The 22,168-nt window shown below is 35.6% G+C and carries 18 protein-coding genes; 7 read left to right on the top strand and 11 right to left on the bottom strand.

Going from position 1 to position 22,168, the window contains the following annotated elements; genetic code table 11:
* Nucleotides 1-38: 38 nt before the first annotated feature.
* Complete coding sequence (gene gdh / locus F0527_RS12120) at nucleotides 39-824, top strand: glucose 1-dehydrogenase (RefSeq protein WP_147196344.1); 786 nt, start codon at nucleotides 39-41, stop codon at nucleotides 822-824.
* A gap of 43 nt (nucleotides 825-867) precedes the next feature.
* On the opposite strand, the gene F0527_RS12115 is transcribed toward gdh, so the two are convergent.
* Nucleotides 868-1,059, bottom strand: a complete 192-nt coding sequence (locus F0527_RS12115; protein WP_150285070.1) for an acetyltransferase — start codon at nucleotides 1,057-1,059, stop codon at nucleotides 868-870.
* A gap of 53 nt (nucleotides 1,060-1,112) precedes the next feature.
* A complete protein-coding gene (locus F0527_RS12110; protein ID WP_150285069.1) occupies nucleotides 1,113-1,634 on the bottom strand; it encodes a hypothetical protein in 522 nt (173 codons plus the stop codon).
* Between the two features lie 171 nt (nucleotides 1,635-1,805).
* Here F0527_RS12110 and F0527_RS12105 point away from each other — a divergent pair, with 171 nt between their 5' ends.
* On the top strand, nucleotides 1,806-1,994 hold the full coding sequence (locus tag F0527_RS12105; RefSeq protein WP_150285068.1) for a hypothetical protein: 189 nt from the start codon (nucleotides 1,806-1,808) through the stop codon (nucleotides 1,992-1,994).
* A gap of 120 nt (nucleotides 1,995-2,114) precedes the next feature.
* Here F0527_RS12105 and F0527_RS12100 read toward each other — a convergent pair whose 3' ends face one another.
* Nucleotides 2,115-3,068, bottom strand: coding sequence for a restriction endonuclease (locus F0527_RS12100; RefSeq protein WP_150285067.1), 954 nt, complete (start codon nucleotides 3,066-3,068; stop codon nucleotides 2,115-2,117).
* Between the two features lie 251 nt (nucleotides 3,069-3,319).
* Nucleotides 3,320-5,110, bottom strand: coding sequence for a M3 family oligoendopeptidase (locus tag F0527_RS12095; protein ID WP_150285066.1), 1,791 nt, complete (start codon nucleotides 5,108-5,110; stop codon nucleotides 3,320-3,322).
* A 343-nt stretch (nucleotides 5,111-5,453) separates the two neighbouring features.
* Here F0527_RS12095 and F0527_RS12090 point away from each other — a divergent pair, with 343 nt between their 5' ends.
* Both F0527_RS12090 and F0527_RS12085 read left to right on the top strand, forming a co-directional pair.
* Nucleotides 5,454-5,951, top strand: coding sequence for a PH domain-containing protein (locus F0527_RS12090; protein ID WP_150285065.1), 498 nt, complete (start codon nucleotides 5,454-5,456; stop codon nucleotides 5,949-5,951).
* Nucleotides 5,951-7,432 (top strand): PH domain-containing protein, encoded by a 1,482-nt coding sequence (locus tag F0527_RS12085; RefSeq protein WP_150285064.1) that lies wholly within the window; start codon nucleotides 5,951-5,953, stop codon nucleotides 7,430-7,432. Before F0527_RS12090 ends, F0527_RS12085 begins: the two co-directional genes overlap by 1 nt.
* Before the next feature lie 116 nt (nucleotides 7,433-7,548).
* Here the strand turns inward: F0527_RS12085 and F0527_RS12080 are convergent, their stop codons facing one another.
* Nucleotides 7,549-9,237, bottom strand: a complete 1,689-nt coding sequence (locus F0527_RS12080; protein ID WP_150285063.1) for a hypothetical protein — start codon at nucleotides 9,235-9,237, stop codon at nucleotides 7,549-7,551.
* Between the two features lie 571 nt (nucleotides 9,238-9,808).
* Between F0527_RS12080 and F0527_RS17340 the strand changes: the two genes are divergently transcribed.
* Nucleotides 9,809-10,114 (top strand): SMI1/KNR4 family protein, encoded by a 306-nt coding sequence (locus tag F0527_RS17340; protein ID WP_255476107.1) that lies wholly within the window; start codon nucleotides 9,809-9,811, stop codon nucleotides 10,112-10,114.
* Nucleotides 10,063-10,284, top strand: coding sequence for an SMI1/KNR4 family protein (locus F0527_RS17335; RefSeq protein ID WP_370454680.1), 222 nt, complete (start codon nucleotides 10,063-10,065; stop codon nucleotides 10,282-10,284). Before F0527_RS17340 ends, F0527_RS17335 begins: the two co-directional genes overlap by 52 nt.
* A gap of 434 nt (nucleotides 10,285-10,718) precedes the next feature.
* On the opposite strand, the gene F0527_RS12070 is transcribed toward F0527_RS17335, so the two are convergent.
* The 4 genes from F0527_RS12070 to F0527_RS12055 all read right to left on the bottom strand — a co-directional run bounded on the left by F0527_RS12070 (nucleotide 10,719) and on the right by F0527_RS12055 (nucleotide 18,337).
* Nucleotides 10,719-11,834, bottom strand: a complete 1,116-nt coding sequence (locus F0527_RS12070) for an RES family NAD+ phosphorylase (protein ID WP_150285062.1) — start codon at nucleotides 11,832-11,834, stop codon at nucleotides 10,719-10,721.
* A gap of 482 nt (nucleotides 11,835-12,316) precedes the next feature.
* The gene (locus F0527_RS12065; RefSeq protein ID WP_150285061.1) at nucleotides 12,317-15,481 is read right to left on the bottom strand and encodes a type I restriction endonuclease subunit R; all 3,165 of its coding nucleotides are present in this window, start codon (nucleotides 15,479-15,481) and stop codon (nucleotides 12,317-12,319) included.
* A gap of 23 nt (nucleotides 15,482-15,504) precedes the next feature.
* A complete protein-coding gene (locus F0527_RS12060) occupies nucleotides 15,505-16,755 on the bottom strand; it encodes a restriction endonuclease subunit S (protein WP_150285060.1) in 1,251 nt (416 codons plus the stop codon).
* Nucleotides 16,748-18,337 carry a type I restriction-modification system subunit M gene (locus F0527_RS12055; protein WP_150285059.1) on the bottom strand — a complete coding sequence of 530 codons (1,590 nt, stop codon included), beginning with the start codon at nucleotides 18,335-18,337 and terminating at the stop codon, nucleotides 16,748-16,750. Before F0527_RS12055 ends, F0527_RS12060 begins: the two co-directional genes overlap by 8 nt.
* Before the next feature lie 988 nt (nucleotides 18,338-19,325).
* Here F0527_RS12055 and F0527_RS17100 point away from each other — a divergent pair.
* Nucleotides 19,326-19,502 carry a hypothetical protein gene (locus F0527_RS17100; protein ID WP_190323468.1) on the top strand — a complete coding sequence of 59 codons (177 nt, stop codon included), beginning with the start codon at nucleotides 19,326-19,328 and terminating at the stop codon, nucleotides 19,500-19,502.
* A gap of 273 nt (nucleotides 19,503-19,775) precedes the next feature.
* On the opposite strand, the gene F0527_RS12050 is transcribed toward F0527_RS17100, so the two are convergent.
* Both F0527_RS12050 and F0527_RS12045 read right to left on the bottom strand, forming a co-directional pair.
* Nucleotides 19,776-21,551: a hypothetical protein gene (locus F0527_RS12050; protein ID WP_150285058.1), complete on the bottom strand. Its 1,776-nt coding sequence runs from the start codon at nucleotides 21,549-21,551 to the stop codon at nucleotides 19,776-19,778.
* Nucleotides 21,552-21,722: 171 nt separating this feature from the next.
* On the bottom strand, nucleotides 21,723-21,935 hold the full coding sequence (locus F0527_RS12045) for a helix-turn-helix domain-containing protein (protein ID WP_150285057.1): 213 nt from the start codon (nucleotides 21,933-21,935) through the stop codon (nucleotides 21,723-21,725).
* Nucleotides 21,936-22,168 lie beyond the last annotated feature (233 nt).

Here is a 22,168-nt window from a genome sequence, read left to right as displayed (position 1 = left end):
ATGGAATAAGAATCAAATTAACACGAGGAGGAATTATTTTGTATACTGATTTAAAAGGTAAAGTAGTTGTCATCACAGGTGGATCAACAGGTTTAGGACGCGCTATGGCCGTTCGTTTTGGTCAAGAGCAATCAAAAGTCGTAATTAACTATTACAAAAGTAAAGATGAAGCATTAGAGGTCAAAAAAGAAATAGAAGCAGCAGGCGGACAAGCCATTACTGTTCAAGGAGACGTTACAAAAGAAGAAGACGTCGTGAATCTTGTGCAAACGGCTATCAAAGAGTTCGGTACATTGGACGTTATGATTAATAACGCAGGTGTTGAAAATCCATCACCTTCGCACGAGTTATCCTTAGATAACTGGAACAAAGTATTAGATACAAATTTAACAGGCGCTTTCTTAGGAAGCCGTGAAGCCATCAAGTATTTTGTTGAAAATGATATTAAAGGGAACGTTATTAACATGTCTAGTGTGCATGAAATGATTCCTTGGCCATTATTTGTTCACTATGCAGCAAGTAAAGGCGGTATTAAATTAATGTCTGAAACATTAGCTCTTGAATACGCGCCAAAAGGAATCCGCGTTAATAACATTGGACCAGGTGCCATGAATACGCCAATCAACGCAGAAAAATTTGCTGATCCTGTACAACGTGCTGACGTTGAAAGCATGATTCCAATGGGTTACATCGGTAAGCCAGAGGAAGTAGCATCTGTAGCTGCATTCTTAGCATCCTCAGAAGCAAGCTATGTAACAGGGATTACCCTATTTGTGGATGGCGGTATGACGAAATATCCTTCATTCCAAGCTGGACGAGGCTAAACTATATGTATGTAGGACATGGTCTTAAGCCATGTCCTTTTTTCTATCTCACATTCTTTGGCTGATCAACAAAAAGGGACACTATATATCCGCAGTCATTGCAGTATTCCGCTGATATAGGTGATGAGGCTCCTCTTCTTTCTTCAGGAAACATTCGTACCATTTGAACACCTGCACCAAGAAATCCATTTTTTATATCTTCTCCCTTACACTTTGGACAACATTGAGTTTCCATTTTGATAACCTCCTCAGAATATATTCATAGGCCAAAATAAGAGACAAAAACAATTAAGACATAAATAACATGGCATAAAGTGTGAACAAGCTAAACGAAAGACCAATTACTACAATTATTCCTATTAGAATGTTCCAGAGAAGATGATATTTTGAACGTTTCTTAATCGCACACCATCCAACCAGAACAGACCAAATCAAAATTGTTAGGGCTCCTGCATATGATAATACGTTCGGATCGCCTGATAATCCGCTGATAGTAAATATAACTCCAAACCATAAAAGGAAAAAATTACCGTATAGTTTAAAACTGACCAATTTATTATGACGACGATCCAGTTTCTCAGCATGCGTATATTCAATTACTGATTGTTCGAGAGAAAAATAGCGTTCAATAATACTGGCTGCTTTATTGTATTCTTCTTCCGACACGTGCAATGTACAATACGCCAGTATATCTTTTCCCGTGTCAAAAAGGGCAATCCCTACTTCGTAATTAACCTTTTCTCTTTCTAGAGCATCATCAATTTCCTCATTCGTATCCTCAGTGCATGGATAAATTAATTCTCGCATCATTCGTATGCTCCTTAAGATGTAATTTCATTTATCGCTTCATTCTATCACATGCTATTGCAAATTTTTAGGTACTTCTTATGGTTAGAGGTGATATATAATAAAGGTGGTTGATTTACCAATATCTATAAATAATACTCACTTTTCAATTATTAACCTAAAGGAGAACACACCATGGAAAAAATTCAAAGGGCTTGTGCTGTATTAGGAATTGTTTTCATCTTTCTCTATGTATTCTATGCAGGTGGCTATTCTACTGGAGATTTCTTCAAATACTATACGTTGATCATAGGTTTATCATTTTTAACAATAGATCTTATCATTTATGTCTATTTATACATAACGTCAAAAAATGAGAAGTAGTTAAACCAAACTAAAAAGTTTAACTATATTGCCTATTAAAAAAGCCTAATCATAATATATAATCAGGCTGTTTTATATAAGCAATTTCGTGTGTACACATTTTAAAAAAACTAGGCAGGTTTATTCCTCAAAATAGTCTCCATCTATCTTAAATACTGTATATTGGTGAGCTACCTCTACCCCCACTCGATATTTCAGCATTAAATCGGTTAACTGAATGCCATCAATTAATACAATCCCTTGGTTCTTGGCAAACTCTTTTGCATTTTTAGTATAACGAGAAGTTGTAATAAACACCCCTCTATCTGCATTTACTCCTGCAAGAGCTCCATAAAATGCTTGGATAGCTGATCTTCCAACTACATTATCTTCTTTATATCTCTTTGCCTGTATGTATACAGTGCTTGTTCCTAGGGGGTCTTGATTGATAATACCGTCTATCCCTCCATCATTTGATTGGCTGGTTACTTTAGCTTTTCCATTTTCTCCGCTATACCCCATGGCTACTAGTAAATCCACTACTAGCTTTTCAAAAAATATAGGATCGCTCCCACGAACAATATCCAGAAGTTCAATCGCGATTTCATTGTTTATAGTCTGAACTAGGCTTCCAATTTCAATTTTCGTCTCATCATTTTCCTCCACATTTTCAATTGTAGCTCCTCCCGTTCTTTCATTACGCAATTTCAATTCATTCATATATTGCATATATTCAGGACGTTCTTCTAAGACTTTTTTAGTTAATTGATCTCCATAGTTATCTAATAAAAATTCCCCATTTTTATTTATTTTATAAACGCCTCTTCTAACACGGTCAACTGCATTTGCTTTAGATAGATCACTAAAGGCAAAGCTAAATCGGTTATGTAATATACTTTCGCTATTTGGGTAATTAGGATATTTCTCTTCCACAATGTGTTGAGGTACATTTAAATAATCACATACCCTCTCTTTAATAACGACGTTGGTCGCTTCTTCCCCATTTTTTATAACTTCTAAAATATAAGGAATTAATGAATCATACGTAGGAATTCCATTTGAAGAGCGTTTTAATTTAGACCAATCATTATTCATAGTTACCTCCTTGATTTAATAGCTCATTTCTCTTTTCTATAAGTAAGTTCTAGTCGAGCTAGTTACATGTATTATTTTACCACTCTAAGTCTGGAACTCTATCAGTAAACTTCTTTCCATTAATCATGCCATTAGAAAATAACTCTTCTGCCGTTTCATATGAAAAAACTGAGAATTTTTAAATACCATTATCAAAAAGGAGTAACTCGAATTTTCTAGTTACTCCTTTTGTTTCACAATATTTACTCCCATTATTCCGTCAGTTGCATAAACTCATTGATATCCTCAATACATAAATGAATTGCCTTTTCCCAGAAGTCTGGTTTCGTTAGGTCGACATTTAAATGCTTTTTCGCCAGGTCTTCCACCGTCATACGGCCAGTGTCTTGCAAAAGGGCGATATATTCATCTTCAAAATCATTGCCCTGTTCCAAAGCATGTGCATAGATTCCAAGGCTGAACAAATAACCGAATGTATACGGGAAGTTATAAAATGGCGTACCCGTCTTATGGAAATGTAACTTGGAAGCCCAAAACATTGGATCATATTCATCAAGCGCATCACAATATGCTTCTTTCTGTGCATTGACCATTAATTCATTGAGCCTTTCTACTGGAACCATGCCATTTTTACGTTCCTCATAAAAGTTTGTTTCAAATAAGAAACGAGCATGAATATTCATAAAGAATGTAATGCCTCGGCGTACTTTATCTTCCAACAGTGCAACTTTTTCTTCTTTTGACGTTGCTTGTCGGACCGCTGCATCTGCTAGAATCATTTCCGCAAAAGTCGAGGCAGTTTCTGCCACATTCATGGCGTACCGTTGATTTTGAATTGGCAAATCGTTCATCACATGTTGGTGGAAACCATGTCCAAGTTCATGTGCCAGTGTTGCGATATTAGATTCTGTTCCTGAATAAGTCATAAAAATTCGAGTCTGCTTTTTATTTGGAAAGCTTGTGCAAAAACCGCCTGGACGTTTCCCAGCTCGGTCTTCTGCTTCAATCCAGCGATTTTCAAATGCCATTTTCGCAAAATCGGCCATTTGTGGGCTAAACTTCTGGAACTGCTCGATAATTCGATTAGAACCTTGAGTATAAGATACTTTTGTTTCACTTTTTCCGAGAGGGGCGCCAATATCATACACACTCAATTTTTCAACACCAAGTAACTTTGCTTTTCTACTTAAAAATGCTACAAATGGTTCTTTATTCTGCTCAATCGCAGTCCACATGGCATCCAGCGTTTCTTTTTGCATTCGATTATTTTCAAGTGGTTCTCTTAATACATCCTCCCATCCACGATGTTTATACACTTGTAGTCGGAATCCAGCCAGATGATTTAATGATTGCCCAAACAATGGAGCATTTCTCTGCCACTCCTGTTGGATTAAATCAAATGTCTTTTTACGCACATTGCGGTCAGAATTAGACATCATATTGGATGCTTGTCCCATAGAATACTGTTTACTTTCACCCTTCTCCTCCACAGTAACAAACATACTGCCAACAATCGTATCGTACATCTGGTTCCATGCATGATAGCCATCAACAGCCAAATCATTGATTAATACTTCTTGATCTATCGGCAACATTTCTTTTGCCTTACGTCTTGCTTCGCTAAGTGAAAAAGCAATCTCTTTTAATTCTTGAGACTGCATCATTTCCGTCCAAGCCTCGTCTTTAATTTCTTTTAGCTTTTGATTCAGTTTAGAGCTTACTGTCCCCATTTTCGCAGCTAAATCCCCAGACTTCGCTACTAATACTGCTGCATCTGAATCATTTACATCTTGTGCGCTAAGGCAGCCAATGTAGGCAAAGACATCACGCAATTGTTTCTGTAATGGTCCCAACTGATTGATGATTCCAGCCAAATCATTTGCCGAAGCTTTTTCAGGATTAAAGCGTTCGATACTTTCATCTAACTGCGATATTTCTTTCGTTAATTGTGATATGGTCTCTTTTAAACTCTGAGATTGACTTCCCCCAGTAAAAATCTGATCCAAATCCCAAGTTGGTATGTATTCTTTTGTTTGCTCCATTTCATTCTCCTCCTTTGAATATACATTCTAATTATACAGAAATTTCTGGTAAACTACTAAAAGTCAGCTCATTTCGATATGCCAGCGTATGCTTTCAGCCGAATTCGGGATATTTACCACCGCTCAGCACATATTTACAACCGTTCTCACAAGTTTTACAACTCTTCCCCCTCTATTTACAATCGCAAAATGAAGTTGTGCCCCCGCTACGCTAGCTTCATAATTTGCAGCAAGACTTGTTAGGGAAACGGAATCCTGGAAATCCTTCCATTCTCCAACACACCTTGAAAACAAGTACGAAATTTGTTGTAATAAGGAGAAACGACCGCTTGGAGGGGTTACAATGGAAAATGAAATTCAGGCACCAGAAATGCGGTTAATAAAAGAAGCCGTGCCCGCCCTGCGCTGGGGATCGGCGGTTTCACATACGATTTCGCTTGGTGTAGTTGCCTTTTTGTATGGTATAGCAACCTATTTCTCGTGGTGGAATTGGGTGAGTTGGGTACTATTTGTATTAGCAGAATTGATTCTGTTGTCTGCGATTTGGTCTGTGGGGCTACGTCCTGTTTTCTTAGTGCGCCATTTCCGCTATGGCATCGACGAGGACTTTTTGCAGCTAAAAGCAGGAGCATTTTACGAGAGCCATGAATTGGTACCGATGGCAAAGATTCAAGCTGTTTCAATGAATCAGGGACCCATTTTACGTAAATTTGGCCTGTATTCACTGGCTATTGAGACGATGGGATCGAGCCATGAAATTCCGGCTCTGCCAAAGGATACAGCAGTTGAAGTTCGAAACCAGATTGCACGGATGGCAAAAATCAGGGAAGTGGATGATTAATGGATATGAAACACTACCACCCACTGACAGTACTTTTTGATATCATTGGTTTTTTTAAGAACTTTGGAATTCTTGCTGTGATTCTCTTTTTAAATAAAGGCTCAGATTCTACATTTTTCCATATTATGGGTTGGGTTTTGCTTGTCTCTTTTGTCTACACAGTAGTCGCAAGCATATGGAAGCTGTTTACGAATCGATACGGCACAGATGAACGGGCGTTTCATCTGAAATCGGGCATATTTGAAAAGACAGAACGCACGGTCAATTATGAAAAAATCCAGAACGTACAACGATATACATCCTTTTTGCATAAACTATTGCGTATGACTTCCATCACTTTTGAAACAGGCACGTCAGGTGTGAATGCGAATGTTCCCTTTCCCGTGCTGACCCGGTCAGAAGCAGATCGATTAGAAAGTTTGGTGAAAAGGACTAGCCATCCGGATTCCCAAATTATGAATGATGAACCACAGCCCGATGGTGGCCGTTGGAACGAAACGGAGCGAGTAATTCATTTTACGCCGACACACCAAGATCTTGTCAAAGCATCATTTACCTCACTCAGTTTCCTATTCTTCATCGCCATTGCTTCTTCATTATTAGCAAAAATCGGTTCACTTTTTCATCTTGAAGACACGGCAGAAGGTTGGTTCGAGTCAATTCTATCATCTGGATGGATGATTGCAGGATTCCTAGCGATCGTAATCATGCTATCTATCAGTGTGGGCATTCTTATCACGTTCGTGAAGTATGGAAAGTATGAAATTGCTTCTGATGACAAACGGATTTATATTTCAAAAGGGGTATTGGATGAAACAGCTTTTTCGATTGCGAAAGACCGTGTGCAAGCTGTGGAAATTACACAATCCTTTATGAAACGCTTGCTCGGACTAGCAGAAGTGAAGTTGATTAGCATAGGAGACCTCGGGGATGATGACAACGAAGTCAGCACGCTCTATCCGTTTTTGCCTATGCAGCGAACCTATTCGATCATTTCCGAATTGCTGCCAGACTATGAAGTGTGCCAACACATGAAGAAGCTGCCGCGCAAATCATTGGCCGCCCGTCTCCTAAAACCGTATTGGTTCTGGCTGATTGCGACTATCCTTCTTGTGTATTTCAAACCTGCATTGTTGGACTTTACATTTGGTTGGGCAATCGCATCTTCCGTTTTGCTAGCTTTAATCGTAGCCAGACGGTTGATTGTTTATCACAACACACGTTATGCGCTTACCGGCAGTCAAATTCAACTAAGCCAAGGAATGTTCGAAAAAATAACGTTCATCACCCGGCGTGACAAAATTGCTGAAGTGTCAGTGAAACGATCAAAATTGCAGCAATGGATGGGTCTTGCCACAATCGGCTTTATCAACCGAGCGAAACCCGTGCGATACGAATCACTTTCAGACATACCAATCCAAGATGCAGAACGATTTTACCAATGGTATGCGAAAAGAGTTACAGAAGTTCTCTTAAAATAAACGTTTAATCACATGAGATATCGCGGGGACACCTGGGATTATAGCTATTGAAAAGCTATGATTGTTTTCCAACTATGCAAAAAAAGGATAGCCACTTAAGCGGCTATCCTTCTTTATTATTTCGCTTTTCCATAAGGAATCGCTGCTTCCTCAGAGGTAAAGTAACCATTTCTTTGATACTTAATATTGAGTGTGCCGCCATTATCGTCTAGGCTTGTTGTAATTTTAAAAGAGCCATCTTTGCGGATTTGCTCTCTTCTCACCTCTGCCCTGCCATACCCAGCGTAAATGACATCTCCGCGTGTCACATTCTTTACAAGAATATAATCGCTTTGGTTTTTTCTGTTAAAGAATATAACGTCTTTACTTGTTAATTTTGGCGTGACCTGGGTTTCTTTTGGATCGACTTTATAGTGAATTCGGTTACTAGTATGTCCCAATTTATTTGTAAATTCGACATATAGGTCTTTCGATTTGATCGCTAGCGGAAATCGAGTGGACCCCAAATAATATTTATCTTTTGGCTTTTGAGTAAATGTTTGGAATGGCTTGGTACCCTCTTTTGAGTCATATAATTTTAACGTAATAGGGAAGTATTGGTCTTCCGGTATTTGAAATCCAAGGAAATTTGTCTTATCAAGGTAATACAACATGTTCTTTGTTAAGGTTAGATTTTCCTTTGTTGAAGAGTAGTTATCTGTTACTTTATAGCGCCGGATTCTTTGATTATAATATTTATTCGTTTCATGGATATCCACATCTAGTGCTGATATATATTGTCCTTTAATCTCGGGGAGAATCACCAGTTTTAAATAAGGCTTTTTTGTTGGAGGCAATGTAAACTGATAACGTTTTTTCCCCGTTGCTTTCACTTCTCCTAATTTAACTAGGTTATTAGCGGCAGCCCTCCAAAGATTAGTAGTTACACGTGGTGGCTCAAATGAATAAATAGTGTACTTTGAGAATTTGTCTTCATTGCCCATGCCATCCCATTTGAGTTTTCCCGCATAGATACCTGCTTCTTTATTGATATCTTTGAAGGAACGGTTCTTTGGGTAATTCTCCATTATTTTGGCTGTATTAGAAAGTGGTACAACGATTGGATCTTTCGAAATCCTGTTTCCTTCAATCGCAAAGATTTTTAATGATTTGGCTTTTGCCGGAAGTTTTGGCATTCGAATCACTTTGTTTTTGAATGTAACTGACATGACGCCTAGTTTTTTAATCGTTTTTCCGTTTTTATCGGCATAAGATATGAACACTTTAAAGGAGCGATTATGTGAAATCATCGAAATCGTTTTTCGCGGATTAATTCTGACATTGAACCCCTCAGGAAATTTTACGGAAGCGCTGCGTGTTAACTTCTCATTGTTGATATTGTCAATAACCGGGTATTTATAAGGGTCATAACTAGTTTCGTAGTATTTCCCTGAGTTATCACGAGCGTAATAAGTCCTAAAATATAATGTTTCATTTTTTGGGAGCTTTGTATTTTTAGGAATGGTATAGACAAAACGGTAATCATTGTGGCGGTAGCCAGTATACGTTTTGAATGGTTTTGTGGACCCATTATTTAAGAAGAGCGAAAATTGCATCGGATCGTTTCCTGGATTATCTTCCTCATCATACCAGTCCGACTTGTTCCAATTAAAAATAAAGTTTCCTGATATTTCACCCATATCACCGTCTGTATCGGCAATTAATCCTTGGGCAGGGAAAGTTGCTGCGGAAGCTGGCAGTTGTGCTTCGATGAAAAGTATTACTAGGAGACTGGTTAAACCTAATACATATTTAATATACTTCACCTTTTTACACCCTCTCTCATTTATTACCATTCATTATAAAGAAAAATCCTTTCTATGTAATTGAAAAATACCAAAATAGTGCTAAATATATACTAGATTATGGTTTTTTTCGACAACTTTAGCGTTTTATATTTAGCAAAAAAACACGATATGAAGGCATTATTACGCAACGTGAGAGCCTATTGCCGAAGTTCAAGTGGCACTGCCAACCGAATCCCTCTAGCTCAAGGCTCTTTAACCATGAACGATCTATCAAATGGGTGGTGTAACTCGTTTGATCCCAAACTATACTATTTCAAAAGAATCAGCAAAGATGGATTCATAAAATATTTTATCCATCTTTTTTTGTTATTTACTATACACCTTTGAGTATGCATTTCTTCTCTCATCTATTTTGATTCAAGATATTTAAATTGTACTGATTGTTAATACAAACATGATTGTTATAACATTCACGTTTGTTTTGATGTCTGGCACTGAAGAATTAGACATACAACAGCTGTTTTTGCAATGGGTTAAGAACTTATAGTGCGTTATAATCAGTAGAAATATTAAATGGAAGGTGATTCATATGTTGAATAAAGATTTTTATAGAGGCGAGAATTTTTGGAGTAAGAAACCGAAAAATAATCGTATCGAATATCCGATTAACGTTGAAATAATAAGAAGAGCTGAAAATAGTTTGGATGTTCGCTTCCCATCATCATTTATTCAACTGATGAAAGAGCAAAATGGTGGCGAATTAAACTTTCCTTATTACACGGAATACAAAGACGCACTTCCTAGCATAGAGCCAATTCATTTTGAAAAAGATGATTTAAGTATATTATCTTCCAAAGAGCTTCTAGAAGAAGCAGAACTTCCACACAAGGATTAATTATTCTTTGGACAGATTTTCATGAATGGCTCGTTCTAGATTATCGAGAAGAAAAGGAACTTCCAACTGTCGTAAATATAGTTAAGAACTATTTTTCAGATGAAGAAGAATGGGCATTTCATAAAATCGCTGACAGTTTTGATGACTTTTTAAATCAACTATTTCGATAAGTTCTAAAAGAGTAAAGAACAAAAAATAGATGGATAATAAGACTATTAATTAAAATCAACCATATAATTCCCCCCCAAAAAAGTAAAGCATAAACATTCTAAAAGGAAAATTTATGCTTTACATCACATAATATACCACAAATGTCGGTATTTTAAGTATGGAGACGGTGGGAGTCGAACCTACTTCTCCAAGAAAGTCAGTTATATCAGGTTTTTGAAGGGCTTTTCGTTTCCCTTTTTATTCTTTGACTACGATTTTGACTATGTTTTTAAAAATTCCTTACGGAGACAAGGCTTTTAACAATCCAAGTCATACCATACACTCCACATGCGTAGAGTGTATGTGGCAACGCCTGAGATGGTTGGTGGGTTTTAAGAATCATATAATTTATGTATCTTTATATTATTCTATGCCAAATCATTTAATAATTTCCTCAATCGAAAAGTTCTAATAAACCATTAAAATCGTCAATCGAAGTCTTATATAAAATTTCTTTTATCTGCACGTTTTCCACATCTTTTACTGTTACATTCTCTTCATTAAATATAACTAGATTATATTTAGGACCCATTGCACTTTTAAAATATATTCCATCATATCCTTTGACTTTAATAAGCTCTGTTAAATACTGTGTTGGAAGATAATCAATTTCGGAACTTGATGGATCAACTGGGGTACTTAGTTCTGAAGAAAAACGAGTAATTAATGTATCCAGTGCCAATATCTCGTTAAAATCTTCAAATATCAGTGGAGTAAATTTATTATCACTTAAGTCTACTAGTTTTAAATTTTTGTTAACTTCCATCGAGGCAACCGTAATTACAGCACCTTTCCAAGGCCTAATTTCTGCTATACATGTTTCCTTGTCATCGGCACAATACAAATAACTTATTCCATTTGGATTAGCTCGACCTGATTTTGCAATTTTAGAAGGAGGCGCCAACATATTTTCTTTAACTTGTTCTCCAATCCTGGCTCTAAACAGAACATCGCCGACCTTTAAATTATGATTACGATACTTTAAGACTTCTAATATTTTTGTGTTAATATCAAAGAATGGGAAGAACCTATTTTCGTGTTTTAATTCACTTTTTAACTTATCCCAATAAATTTTCCAAACAGCTAATGGATCATTATATGACTTTCCATCTGTTATTTTTGAGTATATATATTTAGGATCATAATATTTTCCTTGATTATTTTCATTTAGAATATCATATAGTAATTTGAAGTCAATTTCATAATCCTGGATATCTTTCGAAAATATTGACCAGTCTTCGTTAATTAATGCAATTAATGCATTGCCAACTTCTAATGGATGATCTACTTCTGGATTATAATGTTCGTATGCTTCTGTACGATTATATAGATTTATTAATCTTAAAAAGTAGGGGCTTAGTTGTTTAACGTCCGTTATGAAAACATCTTTTCCGCCACAATAATAGCAATCACCCTTCTTATTTTGCACTATAATTTTTTCTTTTAAAAAAATATCATCGAAGCATTTTTCGCAACATATCATGCCATACACCTCTCTTATTAAAGCCATTTTTTAATTGGCCTGATATCTTTTTTTATCTACAAAAAAGATTTTAAGATTGTTTAATTGAATTAACTATCTAAGTGTTAATTTAAGTAAAGACTTAAAACCTCAAATAGAGCATCAACATCTTTTTTATTTATGAATTATCTAAACAGTGAACACCAAATAGTCTTTTTGAATATTAATTTATAACATCGATAGATTTCTGAAGCAAAGCAAGGAGTTGACTATAAAGTAATAGCGACTCCTCCCAAGTGGTCAGCATCAACAAAGTAACATTTATTCCAGTGTACATAATTTTGTCCCGTCAAGTTTTGTAAAATGTGATTATTTTCCTCATTAAATATTCTACGATGAGTGGCTACCTCTGAAAGAATCAAATAACTTTGCTTACGTATTTCGTTTTAGGAAGAGGGAATAAAAGTTACCCCACTAGGAGAAGTGAAAATATATCACCTCTGATTATATTGCATATAATAACATTCTGCTCATCTTAACTCTTCTTTCAAAGGAACAATGATTTCATCTAATGCCTTTCTCCACTGGCGCTTCAATTCTGGACCATATTTCAATGGTTTAGCATCAGGATGTACAGCTTTATATTTATCAAATTGTTTGCTATTAATGATTCCTCCTATATTAGGAATAGGTACCGTTCCTATTACATATTGGATTGCAGATAAATGCAGCTCATTTTCTTCTACAAACCAAGTATCAGCAAATTCTTTAATCGAATTGTTATAGGAATCAGTGAAGAAACGCCGTTTTACTACAAGAATATCTTCCTCGGAATCGATTTCTTTTGTATCAATTGCGTTTAACATCGCACGGTAAACATCTTTAACAAACTCTGATTTTTTTAACTTCTGAAGTGCCTTTTCGATCTCGTCTCGGATATCCTGGTTATTGGCTGAGTATGTCTCTAATAGTCGGTCGATATATGTTGAATCAATATCATAAACCTTTATCGTATTTTCTCCATAGAATTCAATGTCTGATAAATCAGGACTTGGTCTCTCTGGACCACCTCCATTTCCATCTACTAATGAACCCTTAACCGTGTTGTAGACGCCAATGTATTCTTCTAAGGTCTTCACCTGTTCTTGCAGTTCTTTTGATTTTTCCATCTCATCATTATAATTATCATACGTAACTAGAGCCTCATAGGCATTGTTTATCTCTTGAAAAGCTTTTACAAATTCAACACGCGTTTCAATAGGCGAGTGCTCGTTAATATCCAAAGGATTTGGTACTAATTTCGTAAGTGCTTTGTAAGCCTTTTTGAAACGTTTTTTTGAATCATCATAAGTAGGATAAACAAGTTTCGATTCCTCTTGTTCTTGTGAATATAATTTGGTTGCTTCTTTTACATTATGCTCCATAGTCCCCGGTTTACGGAATGTCACGATTAACCCTTTTTTCTTTTCAGGATAGGTACGATTAGTTCTAGAAAAGGCCTGGATTAAATTAGCATAACTTAATTTCCGGTCCACAAATAACGTTTGTATAGTTGGAGCATCAAATCCTGTTAATAATCGATCTACAACAATAACGAGATCAATATGTTTCCCAAACTCTTTGAATTCTGCCTTTTTACGAGCTAAACGATTATTGATATCACCGTTATAACGTTCAATATCCTCTAACGACCAAGCAGTGTGATAATACTCGTTATAGTCCTTAATTATATCCTTCATTTCGTCTTGGCTTAATCTAGAGTTTTCTTCGTTTTCTTGCATCGAATAGGTAATAGCTATCCGCGGAAAATCAGGGTCTTCGATTGATCGCCCTGTACGAATAGGGTGTCCGGCAAATTCTTTTTCTAGCCATTCAGGGCTTTTAGTCAATTCTTTTATTGCATGATAGTAGCGTTTCGCCATATCTATGGAACTTGTTGTTAGAATGGCAGACTTTTGAGGACGACCATTTTGGAAATCAAATTTTGTATAGGCATTATCTGGCCGGAAAATCTTATGGATAACTTTTTGAACATGCTCATCATTTTCAAAAGAGGAGGGGGGAAGGTATGCTTCCTTTTCCATTCCATCCATTTGATCAATTGTATCGTTAATCTCATCGTCATTAAGATTAGCGTATTTTTCACTTTGACGTAGTTGATTAAATATATAATTATTTAGTGATGTTGGCTCTATGGTATCTTCATGTTCTACTTGAAAGCCTAAAACAGCCCCATCATCTAACGCGTTTTTAATGGTATAACTATGTAAAACATCTCCATATTGATCACGAGTGGTGCGAGCCCGTTGGCCTTTAGCTTGTTTCTTATTTACATCAAAGATCGGGGTACCTGTAAACCCGAACCATGTAGAATTTGGAAAGAATCCCTTAATGGCTTCCATGCCTTCTGCACTTAATGCACGATGACATTCATCTACGACAAACACAATATGTTGTCCCAACAGTTTTTGATAGCGCTGAGAACCATTTTGCTTTTCTTGTTTTTGCGCATGGCGTAAGGCAGCATCTAATTTTTGACGAGTGGTAATAATCACTGTATTCGAATTGGCATCGGCTAGTAGCGTAGCACTTAATTCTTTTGCACTCCCAGTACCGACAATCAAGCTGTTAGCCCTGTTATTACCAGAAGAAATACCGGTATTAAACTCAGAAGCGAATTTCGTGAATTCAGACGTTGTTTGATTGTCCAAGTCTTTTCGGTCGACGAGCATAATGGTACGATCGACACCTGGTTTGCGCGCCAATAACTTGGTCGATACAAAACTAGTCAATGTTTTTCCTGAACCAGTTGCATGCCAAACGTATCCAGATTGATGTTTCATCGCAGAAGTGAACAAGGCTTCAATGGCATGAATTTGATAAGGGTGTAGCACCATTAAGATTTTGTTGTCTTGCTCTTCACTCACAATCGTATAATTGGCAATCAAACGATGTGCATCTGGAATATTTAAAACTTGTTTTACGAATTCATAAAGATTTTCTACTTTTCGATTATCTTTTGTTCGCCAACTAAAGATAAGCTTCTTATGCATATCTTTTGGCATCGCATTCGCAAAATAGCGAGTCGTTTGTTCATTGGAAATGACAAATAACTGTAGAGTCGAAAAGATATTATTTCGAAACATCCCTTCCTCCGCGTATTTCTTGATTTGATTGAACGCTTGGAATACGCCGTCCTTGGCACTAGCTTGTTTCAATTCAATTTGAACAATGGGTAGCCCGTTGATTAAAAGTGTTACGTCAAATCGTCGATCGCGATCATCAATATTTGCCTTCTTTTTCGCAATTTGATGGACAACTTCGTAAGTGGAAATCCCACCACCAATATCTTGATTGGAATATAACACCAACGACATCGTACCCAGGGAAACATCCTCACGTTCAATGGTAATGCGAGAGATACCATTCTCCCCTTTAAGCCATCTCGCAGCATCAAAGGGGGTTTTTGTTTTCGATAGGATTTCTGTTTGAATATTGTCAAATTCTTGATCGGAAATGGGGTGTTCCCCAATTTCTGATAAGTTATTTTGAGTAATCTTTTGACGCAAGTTCCTCCATAGGTCTTCTTCAGATTTTAAATCCGGACGATAATTCCACTGATTATGCCCTTCCCCTAACACTTCAATTAGGCGACGTTCCACTTCAGCTTCATCATGATGTGATATCTTTGTCATGTTTCTTCCTCCTTTCTATTCGCTTAGACAAGCATTTTTTGTAGGAATGCTTTCTTTGTTTCTTTTAAGAGATCTAATTCACGCTGATGAAGGGTGATAGTATCGTCTATTTGCTTGAAGAATGAACCAATTTTAGACTGCTCATCTATATCGACAGGAACCATTATTTCCTTGCTCAACAATTCTTCCTTTGTAATCCCTTTGATTGACGTACCTTGAACTGCGTGTAAACCACTTTGTAATTTCTTATAGAGCGAATAAACCGCAAACCATTCATCAACTTTCAATTTACTAAGCGAGAGAAAATCTTGGCTAGTAGCGTATTCAAACGGCATTAATGCTAGTTTTCCAACGCCTACCCGTGTGACAATTGCAATAGAATTTGCGGGTACTAATTTTGCAGCAGAATTTTTTAGACCCTGTTCAGTAATTTTCTTCTTAGCTTGAATGTCTGACACTTTATGTTCAGACAAATCCGAAGACTGTATCCAAGATAAGTTACCATCCCAATATTCATCAACAGAAGTCTTTGGAGTTCCGCCACCATACGTTTCTTCAGCAAATTCCGAAACCTTCCGCTGTTCCCAAGCATCAGTGAATCCTTCAAAGCGGATTTCAGGAACATTGGCCCCATCTTTCGGAAATATTTTTTGAAGTAAACCCTTTTTCGTATCCTTCAGCAGTTCCAACTTACGCTGATGAAGGGTGATAGTATTGTCGAGTTGTTTGAAGAAAGAACCGATTATTATTTGTTCATTTAGCCTTGGAAATTTCGCAGTTATTTGCTTGAATTCCGTCTTACTTATCATAGGTTGGACACCTGGAGTAGTTCGCATCTTAATCTGATTTCCAACTTCTTTTGTATTCAACAAATAATAGATAAAGTAATTATCATTTTTTGAACTTCTTAACAAGACCGCATTTGATGATAAAGTCATTGGCTTACCCAGTTTGGGTACTAGGAAGAACTTACCGATTGTACCCCTATCTGACATTAATATATCGTTCTCGTACACTGTCGATTTATCTAGAAATTCAAACCCCTTTTTATCAGTATAAAGCCAGGGGCCTTTCCAATTATTACTCGCATCTTGGAGTCTTATCATATAAGCATAATTCTCCGTATGATAAAGTTTTACGTTATCCTTTAATGCTTGAAAACTACCATTTGAAACGAAATCTGTATGAACATCAAACACTTTTTCAAACTTGCGCTGTTCCCAAGTATCAGTAAACCCTGGAAAACGAACCACAGGTGTAATCTTACTATTCATGATGAAACACCTCTAATGCACCTTTAATCCATTCAGCATTTTCTTCATCAAATTGTAGCGAGGAAATCATGTCAAAAAGATTCGATTCTAGTTCTGCTTTTTCTTTTCGAATGTCTTGAACGGTCGCGCCAATGGCAGCCATGTCAACAGGTTCTTCTTCCTCAAAGGTATCAACGTATCGAGGGATATTCAAATTGAACTCATTTTCTTTAATTTCTTCAAAAGTGGCAAGGTGCGCATATTTCTCCACATCTTCTCGCTTTTTATACGTTTGTACAATCGTATCAATATGTTTTGGGGAAAGTTTATTTTGATTTTTTCCTTTGATAAACGCATGACTGGCATCAATAAATAACACATCACGAGTGGTACGATTTTTCTTCAAGATGATGACGGTGGTTGGGATGGATGTCCCAAAGAACAAGTTTGCTGGCATGCCAATGACGGCATCTATACTGCCATCTTCTAATAATTTTTTCCGGATCACACCTTCTGCAGCTCCGCGGAACAGTACGCCGTGCGGTAACACGATGGCCATTGTTCCTGAATCTTTCAAATGATAGAAGCCGTGTAAAAGAAAAGCGAAGTCTGCTTTTGACTTTGGTGCTAACTTTCCGTAACGATTAAAACGAGAATCATCTAAGAATGTAGCATCTGAAGACCATTGGGCGGAGTACGGCGGATTCATCAGAACAGCATCAAAAGTATAAGGCTCATCTGTCGGCCAATCTTTATTCAATGTATCCCCATTGCGTAAACGCATATCTTCTTTATCCACACCATGCAAAATTAAGTTCATCTTCGCTAGATTATAGGTCGTTGTATTGATTTCTTGTCCATGATACTTGACACTATCTGGATGGTGAAGATAGTTTCTAACATTCAACATCAAGGAACCGGATCCCATGGTTGGGTCAAATACGCTAAACAGTTTTTTGTCTTCTTGACCAATGGCGGCAATACGAGCCATCATGTCTGATACTTCATGAGGGGTATAAAACTCTCCTGCTTTCTTACCAGCTTCTGAGGCAAATTGGCCAATCAAGAACTCATAGGCATCGCCAATCACATCACCATCATGTCCGATTACATCGATATCATTTAGTTTCTTCAAGACTTCCGTAATGGTAATATTTCGTTGTTGATCATCTGAGCCAAGTTTTTTTGATGTCAAATCCACATCATCAAATAACCCGTTGAATTGATCATATTTCGTAGATAAATCGGTAAAGGCTTTATTCAAGTCATTCAACTGAAACGTGTTTTGTTTCGCTTGACTGGTTAGTACGTTAAATAAATACGCTGGTTCAATATCATAGCCCAATGTATCCGCTAACGTTTCAATCAAGTCATTTTTAATTTCTTCATCTACTAATAAATCCCTATACAACCCCGTTTGTGTTTCTTGGGTATTGTATTCTTCGAGCGATTCATCTGCTATTTCAACTACTTTTTCTAATAACTTATCAGACAAGTACTTGTAAAAGATTAATCCTAACAAGTAGTTTTTATATTCTGACGCATCCATCTTGCTTCGCAAATTGTCTGCGGCGCTAAATAATTTTGAGTTTAAATCAGCCATATTGCGTTCCTCACTTCTTCTATGATTGTTCTAATTGGTTGTTTACGTTGTTGTATAAATTTATTCTTTACCATTAGCAAACTAGGATGGGTGTTTTCATAACTCACTCTTAACTTTATCCAACCTTTTTATCTACACCTATTATAACAAACGATATTGGTTGTTCACTTTAAAATATATAAGTAAACACAAAAGCACAAAATTTTATTCATACAGAAACATAAAAATTGTATTTAAAAGATCGTGGAGGTCTTAAAGTGAAGTTAACTATAACTATAATATAAAATTTCATAGAATCATAAAGGATAATCCGAAATCTTGGATACTGAAAAAAGCTATTTGGTATGATAAAAAGAAAAGAAGTATGTAAAGATCGTGGTTTGATTATTACAAAAATGTGGATAATGATATATTCGAAAGGCAATGTTAAGTTTTTTACCTGTATTATATTCCAAGAAGTACGGGAGGTTATTATAGTAAAATCAGCAACTGTTAATAAACGTTTTTTTGTTGATGTGAAATAGGCTAAATCAACCTTTTTAGTTACTCTGAACAGGGATGTAGTACGTGAAGAAACAATCGATTTACAAAGAAGAAATTTAGAGGGAGAAAGATTTGCGCTAGAACAGAAGCTTTGCTGAAATTACTTTCTTGATGAAACGGCTAATTCAAATATTCTATCTCGTTTAGAAGTCTTCAACGATTTTGGTGATGTGGATTTTTAGTGGATAATAAAAAGCTTTGTGTGACTTTAAGAAGATGAAAAGATAAGCTTCTTTTTTTATTCATGTCCAAGTTCCAATTTACCTTCTATATATATTTATATTGTTATAGTTTTAATCTCTTACGCCCCAAAACTTCATATTAATTTTTCATGAAATAATTATATTTCTTCCTGCCGGTGAACCGTGTATTTTGCAGAATCATAATACATAATATGGTAATTACATCTACACAATGTGGCACTTGACATGGAGCCTCTGCGGGCATGAGTACCAAGCAAAGAAGCCAGCTATACCAAGGACTAGCTTTGCCTGCTGAGGCTATCATGCCCGCCACTCCATATAAAGTTGCAACGCCAAATTTGATTGTAATACTATCTATGTACTTTCATTTTGCACTATACATCCCAAAAGAATTAACATTAAACACAGGAGGAAAATAAAAATGAATCCAACAAAAATAAATTCAATCAAAATTGTTTAGTTGAAAAACTCCAAAAACCAGTTGAATCTGATTAAATAGCTTCCTTGACACCATATAGATTTATTTTTTAATGAATTAAACGATAACTCAAAAATGAATAAAACTAACCTTATCTTATCAACGCTGACCGGAGGGGCAAGTATATATGCCATATCAAAGTATTTAAATCAGTAATAGCAAATGTTTTTATATCTTCCTATTTATCAGGAATTTTACTTTTACACTGAGAATCCTATGCATAACCGAACTTTATCTTTTTATAATGTGGTATCTCATTCCTGAGAACTGTACAAATATTTCTATAGCTTGATAAATTAAGCTCTCTCGCTGCTTCAACAGAAGAGGAGAAAATACCCAATATGTTCCCATCAAAGTCTGTTGCTACAATTTCCCCCTTAGTTGTACCTTTCTTTATTTTACTTTTATATATAATTTGTTCAATTCTATTTATTGAAATAGACCCAAACCTTTTAGATAATCGTTCTTGTATTTCTTTTACTTTAATACCATTGCTATGTAGCTCGATAATTACTTTGTTTCGCTCAACCTTCCTTTCTCTTTCTTTCTTTTTCATTTCTTTATAATCTATGCTCAAATCATTATCTACATATGATTTTAAAGTCTGGTTGTTCAATATTCTTCCTATTTGCCTTCTACTAAGATCTACCTTTTCGGAAATTTCTTGTTGCGATTCACCACTTTTACTCAAACTAAAGACCTTTTCACAAAGTTTTGTATAATAATTATGCATTTCTTTAAAAACAGTTATAGGATCTTGAAGCTTAATTTTGAATTCTCGTAATTTTTCTACCAATAATTCCTTATTAATTAGATATTCTTCGTTGTAATGAATCCATTGAAAAATGCTCATTAGCTTATAACCTTCAGGGGTTACTTCAATAAACTCTTCTTCACCCATTAGGAAAATAATATATAAATTATAGTCTTTATATTTGTTTTTTTCCTTACTCAATTTAGTATTGATACTGAGCTTAAATTCAGTTACATATTTATCTGTTTTATTTACTATATCTAGTCGATTATTCCGATCCTTTTGTTGAAAATCAAAATAGTTGCTATGATCTTCTATCATTTTTCTTATACTTTGCTCAACATAGATACCTAATAGCCTTCTATCCTTCGTTTTTTTAAAATCATAATAATAATGAATTGGATCCTCTCCGCAGCAAAGTAAAAAGTCATAATATGGAAGATGTTTTCGTATTGCTGTGTATAAATCATTATATTTTTTTCTAATATTTAATGTTGATAGTGATTCTCCCTTACTTTTTATTAAATGAATACATTCTTTACATTGTTCCAAAGTCCAATATCCATTCATTTTCACACTAGGCAATTTATTTTCATACCAATAATTTGCCAAAGCTTCTTCGGTAACCACATCATATTCTAACTTAGATATAAACAATAAGATTTCTTTTGAAATCCTGCTTTTATTAAGAAGTGGTAAGTATATTTGGTTATTCCTATTTGGAGGCATCTCAACATAACTAGACTTACCCTTCACCCTTATGGAATCACCATCAATTACGAACATCCCCTCATCATACGCCTTCTTTAGTTTATTTAGATAATCAATACAATTAACTTTTTGAGTTATTCTGCATTTGTCACAAACATCAGGCTTATTGTTAATTTTTCTCTGGTAATGCATATAGTAGGCGTTATTAAATGCTTTATTGCATACATCACAAACACTTAGTACCTCAATTCTTGAGTTCGGAAGCAAGTCTAAAGGATTTACCAAAAACTCATCAAAAATTTTTGTGAAGGTATAACCCTTTTCTATATAATAATTATTATATTTTTTTCTACCAATCCACTTTGTTAGATATAGCTTGGTATACGTAGATTGACCTTGCACTAGATGTTGTTCCGCAACCTCGAAGCGATCACCTAAATCTGTATAGTTATAGCCCAGTGATATATAGTAATCTTTATTTGAATCAGTCCAATTTATTAAGCCACAATTTATCACTAATACCAAAACTTCACCACCATTAATGTTTTCAATATTATTGGCGTGAATTATAATTTTAATACGTTATATAGACAATATAAAAAAAGTAGTTAAAAATGAAAAAAGCCCCTATAGAGATTTTCTATTCTCTAGGGGATTTTTCACTTTTATACTCTAATTCATGGTTAGTCCAGGGAGTCACTTCCTTATTTCGAAAACATCATTAAAATTAAGTTTTAGCGCAGAGAGAATTTTCTTAGCAACTGCTGGACTAGGATTCTTCTTTTCATTCATGATTTGATTTAGATAGTTTTCACTCATCCCTAACATATTTGAAAAAGCTCGCTGAGAATAACCATTTTCAATTAAAGTTATGCACAGCTTTTTCTTATTCTTTAGTACAATCTTCATTAGACTACTTACCCCCTAAAAAAGGGATAGCCACCATCAGATTCGTATAACTACTCATCTTTGGGGCTATCCCTAACAATATTTTTATTTTCTTACTTCTATTCTTATTATATCTACTACATTTCCACATTTTAAGGGACACAACCAATTTTTTATTTTTTAAGCGCTTTTTATTGCCAAATCTCTATCTTTATATTAAGATTGCATTAAATTAATAATCAAACAAGGGAAAA

The organism is Rummeliibacillus sp. TYF-LIM-RU47 (assembly GCF_008638315.1).
Lineage (GTDB): Bacteria > Bacillota > Bacilli > Bacillales_A > Planococcaceae > Rummeliibacillus > Rummeliibacillus stabekisii.
The sequence above is the reverse complement of the archived record's forward strand: the minus strand, read 5'-3'. Positions and strand labels throughout refer to the sequence as shown.